Source organism: Pseudomonas sp. GW460-12-10-14-TSB1 (assembly GCF_017349775.1).
GTDB classification, from domain to species: domain Bacteria; phylum Pseudomonadota; class Gammaproteobacteria; order Pseudomonadales; family Pseudomonadaceae; genus Aquipseudomonas; species Aquipseudomonas piscium.
This window is the reverse complement of sequence record NZ_JACNAC010000111.1, coordinates 1-6,199: the sequence shown is the minus strand read 5'-3', so window position 1 is coordinate 6,199 and position 6,199 is coordinate 1. Positions and strand designations below refer to the sequence as shown.

Annotated in this window: 7 protein-coding genes; 2 read left to right on the top strand and 5 right to left on the bottom strand. The window is 64.1% G+C overall.

The features are described from left to right. Together J4D52_RS30360 and J4D52_RS30355 are read right to left on the bottom strand one after the other, a co-directional pair. Positions 1-176 (bottom strand): YbdD/YjiX family protein (locus J4D52_RS30360; RefSeq protein WP_207272228.1); only part of this gene is annotated, 176 nt, incomplete at its 3' end. Between the two features lie 15 nt (positions 177-191). Next, entirely contained in the window at positions 192-2,258 is a 2,067-nt protein-coding gene (locus J4D52_RS30355) for a carbon starvation CstA family protein (RefSeq protein WP_025807569.1), read from the bottom strand. Between the two features lie 210 nt (positions 2,259-2,468). On the opposite strand from J4D52_RS30355, the gene J4D52_RS30350 reads away from it, so the two are divergent. Beyond that, a complete protein-coding gene (locus J4D52_RS30350) occupies positions 2,469-2,930 on the top strand; it encodes an isoprenylcysteine carboxylmethyltransferase family protein (RefSeq protein WP_102678242.1) in 462 nt (153 codons plus the stop codon). A 58-nt stretch (positions 2,931-2,988) separates the two neighbouring features. Next, on the top strand, positions 2,989-3,357 hold the full coding sequence (locus tag J4D52_RS30345; RefSeq protein ID WP_063433094.1) for a PilZ domain-containing protein: 369 nt from the start codon (positions 2,989-2,991) through the stop codon (positions 3,355-3,357). Positions 3,358-3,382: 25 nt separating this feature from the next. Here the strand turns inward: J4D52_RS30345 and J4D52_RS30340 are convergent, their stop codons facing one another. Genes J4D52_RS30340 through J4D52_RS30330 form a run of 3 tightly spaced genes read right to left on the bottom strand, consistent with a single transcriptional unit; the run spans position 3,383 to position 6,102 of the window. Beyond that, entirely contained in the window at positions 3,383-4,111 is a 729-nt protein-coding gene (locus tag J4D52_RS30340; RefSeq protein WP_102678243.1) for a hypothetical protein, read from the bottom strand. A gap of 29 nt (positions 4,112-4,140) precedes the next feature. Then, on the bottom strand, positions 4,141-5,508 hold the full coding sequence (gene radA / locus J4D52_RS30335; protein ID WP_025807574.1) for a DNA repair protein RadA: 1,368 nt from the start codon (positions 5,506-5,508) through the stop codon (positions 4,141-4,143). A 45-nt stretch (positions 5,509-5,553) separates the two neighbouring features. Continuing rightward, positions 5,554-6,102: an ankyrin repeat domain-containing protein gene (locus tag J4D52_RS30330; protein WP_110721775.1), complete on the bottom strand. Its 549-nt coding sequence runs from the start codon at positions 6,100-6,102 to the stop codon at positions 5,554-5,556. Positions 6,103-6,199 lie beyond the last annotated feature (97 nt).

Sequence of the window (6,199 nt, the reverse complement as noted above, 5' to 3'; positions counted from 1 at the left end):
TTGCCGCCGTACCGCGCTTCCTGGCGTTCCCGGAAGAACGCCTCGTACGACATCACCGGTTTGTCCGGGTGCTTGGTCTGCATATGCTCGACGTAGTTGTCGTAGTCGGGCATGCCGACCATCAGGCGCGCGGCCTGACCGAGGTATTTACCGAGGCGACTCAGGTCATTGAACACGATTGCAATCCTCGATTACGCATCCGGCAGTGCATGGAATGGCGACTCTTTATCCGTGCGTTCTTTTTTACCCCAGGCGGAGATACCCACCTTGAGTGCGTAGAACAGGATGCTGAATACCACCAGCAGGAACAGCACCGTCAGCGTGGCGTTGGTGTAGGCGTTGAAGATCACGTGCTGCATCTGCGTGATGTCCTTGGCCGGTGCGAGGATCTGACCATTGGCCAGGGCATCGCTGTACTTCTTGGCCAGGGCCAGGAAACCGACTGCCGGGTTGGCGTCGAACAGCTTGATGAGGCCCGCGGTGGTGGTGCAGATCAGCAGCCAGGTGGCTGGCAGCAAGGTCACCCAGATGTAGCGTTGACGCTTCATCTTGATCAGTACCACGGTGCCGAGCATCAGCGCGATACCCGCCAGCATCTGGTTGGAGATACCGAACAGCGGCCACAGGGTGTTGATGCCACCCAGCGGATCGATCACGCCCTGGTACAGCAGGTAACCCCAGAGGGCTACGCAGCCAGCGGTGGCGATCAGGTTGGCGGTCCAGGACTCGGTGCGCTTCAGGGCTGGCACGAAGGAGCCCAGCAGGTCCTGCAGCATGAAACGACCGGCACGGGTACCGGCGTCCACCGCGGTCAGGATGAACAGCGCTTCGAACAGGATCGCGAAGTGGTACCAGAACGCCATGGTGTTCTCGCCCGGCAACACCGTGTGCAGGATCTGCGCGATACCGACCGCCAGGGTCGGCGCACCGCCGGCACGGGCCAGGATGGTGGTTTCACCGATGTCCTTGGCCACCGCTTGCAGGGCGTCCGGGGTAATGGCGAAGCCCCAGCTGCTGACTGTCTGCGCCACAGCCACCACGTCACCGCCGACGATGGCCGCCGGGCTGTTCATGGCGAAGTACACGCCCGGCTCGATCACCGAAGCGGCGACCATCGCCATGATGGCCACGAAGGACTCCATCAGCATGCCGCCGTAACCGATGTAACGGGCGTTGGTTTCGTTATCCAGCAGCTTCGGCGTGGTCCCGGAAGAGATCAGCGCGTGGAAGCCGGACACCGCGCCACAGGCGATGGTGATGAACAGGAACGGGAACAGGCCGCCTTTCCAGACCGGGCCGGTGCCGTCGGTGAACTGGGTCAGCGCCGGCATTTTCAGCTCGGGCATGGTGATCAGGATGCCGATCGCCAGGGCGATGATGGTACCGATCTTGAGGAAGGTCGACAGGTAGTCGCGAGGCGCCAGGATCAGCCAGACCGGCAGCACCGCGGCGACGAAACCGTAGCCGATCAGCATCCAGGTGATCTGCACGCCGGTGAAGGTGAAGGCCTTGGACCACACGGGATCCGCGGCAATCTGGCCCCCCAGCCAGATCGAGCCCAGCAGCAGGAGCACGCCGATGATGGAGATTTCACCGATGCGGCCCGGGCGGATGTAGCGCATGTAGACGCCCATGAACATCGCGATCGGGATGGTCGCCATCACCGTGAAGATGCCCCACGGGCTTTCGGCCAGGGCCTTGACCACGATCAGCGCCAGCACCGCGAGGATGATGATCATGATCAGGAAGCAGCCGAACAGTGCGATGGTCCCCGGGATCCGGCCCATTTCCTCACGGACCATGTCGCCCAGGGAACGGCCGTTGCGCCGGGTGGACATGAACAGGACCATGAAGTCCTGCACCGCCCCCGCCAGCACCACCCCGGCAATCAGCCAGAGCGTGCCGGGCAGATAGCCCATCTGCGCCGCCAGTACCGGACCCACCAGCGGGCCCGCGCCGGCGATGGCCGCGAAGTGGTGACCGAAGAGAATGTGCTTGTTGGTCGGAACATAGTCCAGACCGTCGTTGTTGAGCACGGCGGGGGTGGCCCGGCGCGCATCGAGCTGCATCACGTTGTTAGCGATGAACAGGCTGTAGTAACGGTATGCGACCAGATAGATGGCCACGGCAGCGACCACGATCCACAAGGCGTTGATCGCCTCGCCTCGGCGCAATGCCACTACGCCGAGGGCGCACGCTCCTACGATTGCCAGCACCAGCCAGGGTAAGTGGCGTAGCGGGCTATTATTATTTTTCATTTTATTATTCCAGCCAGGGTGGACAAGAAAGACAGCCATCCGGAGTTTAGCGCTACTGGCCCCAAAGACCACCCCCCACGTTGGTCTAGAGCGTCCTTTTGAGTTTTTTCCTAGGTTTTGCACCGCCGCGGTGCAACCGCTCGTGGCAGCACTGAACCACCCGGGCAAAAAAGCGGTCGCACCTTTAAGGACTCGTCGTCTGGAGTGCCCATGCCCGCGCCGCCCGATGGACCGCTGCTGTCACCACCGTTGCTGTATCTGCTGTTCCTGGCGGTGGCGCTGTTGCTTGCCGACGCTGTGCCCTTGCCGGTCCCGGTCAACGGCTGGCTGCGCACCCTGGCCCTGCTGTTGATTATCGGCGGCCAGGGCCTGTCGTTCTGGGCGATGTGGCGCCTCAGGCAACGGCACACCACCAGCAGCAATCTCGACGAACCCCGGCGCCTGCTGTGCGATGGCCCGTTCGCGATCTCGCGCAACCCCATCAATCTCGGCGACACCCTGGGTTACTGCGCCATCGCCCTGCTACTTGGCAGCCTGTGGCCGTGGCTGCTGTTGCCGCTGCTGATTTACCTGATGAACCTGACGGTGATCCGGCCGGACGAGATCCGCCTGCTGGAGTTGTTCGGCGACCGCTACCGTGACTATTGCCGCAAGGTGCGCCGCTGGCTGTAGCGATGGGAGCGCACCCGGCTCTGGTCTATAGTCATTTCACCATGCAGAGGGGCTGCTCATGAGCGAACACCATTCCGATCGTCGTCGTTTCAAACGCATCGCCTTCGATGCCCGCACCGAACTGAGCCAGGGCCCTCATCGCTGGCCCGTGCAGTTGGTCGATCTTTCGCTCAAGGGCATGCTGATCCAGCGTCCCGATCCCTGGCTGGGGGACGAAAGCCAGCCGTTCGAGGCCGATATCCATTTGAGCGATGACGCCGAAGTGCGCATGGACGTGCAACTGGCGCACGACGATCATGGCCAGTTGGGCTTCGTCTGCCTGCATATAGACCTGGAATCGATCGAGCATCTGCGCCGACTGATCGAACTCAACCTCGCCGACCCGCAGGAACTGGAGCGCGAGCTGGGCGCACTGCTCGAAGTCTGAGCGCCCGCCTCTTCCCGCCAGCCGCTCAGGGGAACGCCGAGGGCTCGGGGAATTCGCTTTCCATATCCCAATAACCGGGCTGTTGCCGACTGGCGGCGGCCCACTGCCCGTCCACCCAGCGATAGATCCGGTAGGTGGTCACAAAATCGTCCCCCTCGCTCGCAGGCGCCGAAGACACCTGGGCAATCGCCTCGGTAGCGCCCACCGCCGCTGGAAGGATCTGCCAGGCCGCCTTGCCGGTCTGGGCCAACCCCAGCGGGCGCTGCTCCCCGCTTTCGTCCCGATACTGGACCGGCTCCAGCCGGCTTTGCGTCGGCGCCAGGAGCTGCGTGGCCGGACCGCTGTAGCTGCCCAGCGGCGCCGTCTGATCGACGGTGAGGAAAAACGCCGGGTATGGCAGGCCGCTGAGCGGCGCCTTTTCCACCTTCGCCAGCGGATAGCCCAGGGACTGCTCGGCAAGCACTTCGCCGACCTCCGATACCAGGCGTACCCGGGCCTCCAGTTGCGGCTGGTGTTCGCTGTCCGTCGACTCGTCGAAGGTTTCTTCGTCCAGGCCGCTGCCCCAACTCTGCGCGTGCAATTGCGCGGTGATGCGTCGGTCTTCCAGCACCTCGAGCACCGTGCCGTCGCCGACCAGCAACTCCTGGGCGATCCGATATCCGTGCGGCGCATCCTCCTGGCTGGCTACAGCCAGGCCGCTGCCCCACAACAACGCAAAACCGAGGGCACCCAGGCCCGCTCCTGTCATCCGCATGAACTGCATCCTTTCAGTGGCACAAGGGGTTATTCGAACAGCGCATCCAGCGCCTGCTCCAGACGGGTTACCGCAATGATCCGCAGGCCCTGTGGCGGCTCTTTCGGGGCATTGCCCTTGGGCACGATGGCCCGTTTGAAACCATGTTTGGCCGCTTCCTTGAGGCGCTCCTGGCCGCTCGGCACCGGGCGCACTTCACCGGACAGGCCGACTTCGCCAAACACCAGCAAGTCGTGGGGCAAGGGCCGGTTGCGCAGGCTGGACATCACCGCCGCCATCAGCGCCAGGTCGGACGCGGTTTCCAGCACCTTGACCCCGCCGACCACGTTGAGGAACACGTCCTGATCGTGGGTCGGGATGCCACCATGGCGATGCAGCACCGCCAGCAGCATCGCCAGGCGGTTCTGGTCCAGGCCCAGGGTGACCCGCCGCGGATTGGCCAGGTGGCTGTCATCCACCAGCGCCTGGACTTCCACCAGCATCGGCCGGGTGCCTTCCCAGGTAGCCATGACCACACTGCCCGGAACTTCTTCCTGGGCACGGGTGAGAAAGATCGCCGAAGGGTTGGAAACCTCTTTCAGGCCGCGGTCGGTCATGCCGAACACGCCCAGCTCGTTGACCGCGCCGAAGCGGTTCTTCACCGCCCGCAGCAAGCGCAGGCGGCCATCGGACTCACCTTCGAAATACAGCACGGTGTCGACCATGTGCTCGAGGACCCGCGGCCCGGCCAGCGCGCCCTCCTTGGTCACGTGGCCCACCAGGAAGATCGCCGTGCCGCTCTGCTTGGCATAACGCACCAACAGCGCCGCGCTTTCGCGCACCTGGGAAACACCGCCGGGGGCCGATTGCAGTTGCTCGGTGAAAATGGTCTGGATCGAGTCGATCACCATGACCTTGGGCTTCTCCAGCCGGGCCGTGGCAATGATGGTTTCGATACAGGTTTCGGTCATCACCCGCAGTTGGTCCTGGGGCAGGCCCAGGCGCCGGGCGCGCATCGCCACCTGTTGCTGCGATTCTTCGCCGGTGACGTAGAGCGCCGCCATGCGGGTGGCGATGTTGCACAGGGTCTGTAGCAGAATGGTCGACTTGCCGATCCCCGGGTCGCCGCCGATCAGCACCACCGAACCGTCGACCAGGCCCCCGCCGAGCACCCGGTCCAGTTCGCCGGAAGCCGTGGAAAAGCGCGGTATCTCCTCGACGCTGACCTCGGCCAGAGTCTTGATCTGCGCCTGCTGGCCGGCCCAGCCGGTGCGACCGCTAGGGGCCGCGGCGCCGCCGCTTTCCACCATGGTTTCGGTCAGGGTGTTCCAGGCTCCGCATTCACCGCACTGGCCGGCCCACTTGGGAAAGGTTGCGCCGCACTCGGTGCAGCCGTACATGCGCTTGGCCTTGGCCATCTGATCCCCCGGCAAAAACCGCGATGATAGCTCAGCTGGAGCGGATCAGCGCGGCGCGGCCGTGTGGATTTCGCCGTCGGCCAGACGCGCGGCGCTGTTGCCCAACGGATCTTCGGCATTCAGGTCGGCGCCCTTGGTCGCCAGGGCATCGAGCAGCTCCACCCGCTTGAACAGCCCGGCGTACATCGCCGCGGTCTGGCCGGCGCCGTTGCGCTGGTCGGGGTTGCAGTCGGTGGCCAGCAGGCGCCGGGCGATCTTCACTTCACCCTTGAAAATAGCGCCCATCAGCGCCGTGTTGCCTCTTTTATCCTGGGTACAGGCATCGGCACCGGCGGCCAGCAAACGCTCCACCGCCGGCCCCTGGCCGTGATACGCCGCAAGGATCAGGGCGGTGTAGCCCTTCTCGTCCTGGGTATCGAGGGAATAACCGGCCTCGATAAAGGTATCGAGCATCTCGACGTCGCCGCGACGGGCCGCATCGAAGTAGTAATTCTGTAACTGGGCTTTGACCGCCGCCGGGTCCGTGGGCACCGGTTGCTCCGCATAAGCGCCCAGCGAGCAGGCGGCCAGCAGCAGCGAAATGAACAAGCGCATGGTGCGACTCCCTTGCCTTACAAAAACCTGTAGGAGCGAGGCTTGCCCGCGATGACTTCGGCCCGGGCAAATACGTTCGTCAGGGAGAACGCAGTCA